This is a genomic window from Streptomyces sp. NPDC001709, from assembly GCF_053596375.1.
Genome location: NZ_JBSFGB010000157.1, coordinates 1 through 1,037, shown reverse-complemented (window position 1 = coordinate 1,037; position 1,037 = coordinate 1). Strand labels below are relative to the sequence as shown.

At 67.4% G+C, this 1,037-nt stretch carries 1 protein-coding gene; it reads left to right on the top strand.

Annotated features, from left to right (window positions below; translation table 11 throughout):
* Positions 1–68: 68 nt before the first annotated feature.
* Positions 69–983, top strand: coding sequence for a transposase family protein (locus ACWC0C_RS48400; protein ID WP_450871561.1), 915 nt, complete (start codon positions 69–71; stop codon positions 981–983).
* Positions 984–1,037 lie beyond the last annotated feature (54 nt).

Here is a 1,037-nt window from a genome sequence, read left to right as displayed (position 1 = left end):
ACGAGTTGGTGCGTGATAGCGGGTGAGGTGTCGTGCCAGGTGGATGGCATGATCCCGCTGTGGCGATCATGGTCAATCGGGCGGTGCTGGCGCATCGGCTGTTCACGGGGCTCTCTCGGCATCATCTTGCTTGCTTGGTCGATGAGTTGGCCGAGCCGTGGCAGGCCGGGGTCGAGGGTCGTCGCCATGCTGCGCGTGGCGGGGTCCGTAAGCGGGCCGAAGGTGCCGGCGCCCGTCATCAGCTGGTGTTCGTCGATCGGCTGGTGGCCACGCTGATTCATCTGCGGCACGACCTGCCGCACTCGGTGCTGGGGCTGCTGTTCGGCGTCGACCGGTCCACCGTCACCCGGGCGATCGGAGAGGTGCGCACGCTCTTGGCGGAGCGGGGGTGCGCGGTTCCCGACCATCCAGGCCTGCGGCTTCGGACGCTGACGGATGTCTTTGCCTATGCCCAGGCCGAAGGCATCGAGCTGCGCCTGGACGCCACCGAGATCCAGGTCCGCCGGCCACCGGCTGGCCGCGGCGGACGACGCGCGTTCGTCTCGGGCAAGAAGAAGCAGAACACCATGAAGGCCACCGTCGTCGCCGACGGTCAAGGCCGCACGTTATGGGCCGATGCCCTGCGACCTGGGCGTATGCACGACGCCACGGCCGCACGCAACGAAGGCATCGCCGTCTGCTTCCGGCACTTCCCCGACGTCGAGGTCCTCATGGACGACGGCTACCTCGGCCTGAGCCGCGACCACCGCGGGCAAGCGATCACACCGCCGAGAAAACCCCGGCCGGGAGCACTTCCCGGCAGAGTCGAACAGTGGGAACGCGACCGCCACGGCCACTCATCCGACCGCATCACCGTCGAACACGCCCTCGCCGACCACAAACGCTGGAAGCAACTGATCCGCTGGACCCATCGCCGCGATCGCCTGCCCGACACCTACCGAGCCATCGCCGGCCTCGTCTCCGACCGCACGGCCAACATCTGAAGACGGCTGTGAGCAAGGCAAACACACCTCACCCACTATCACGCACCAACTCGT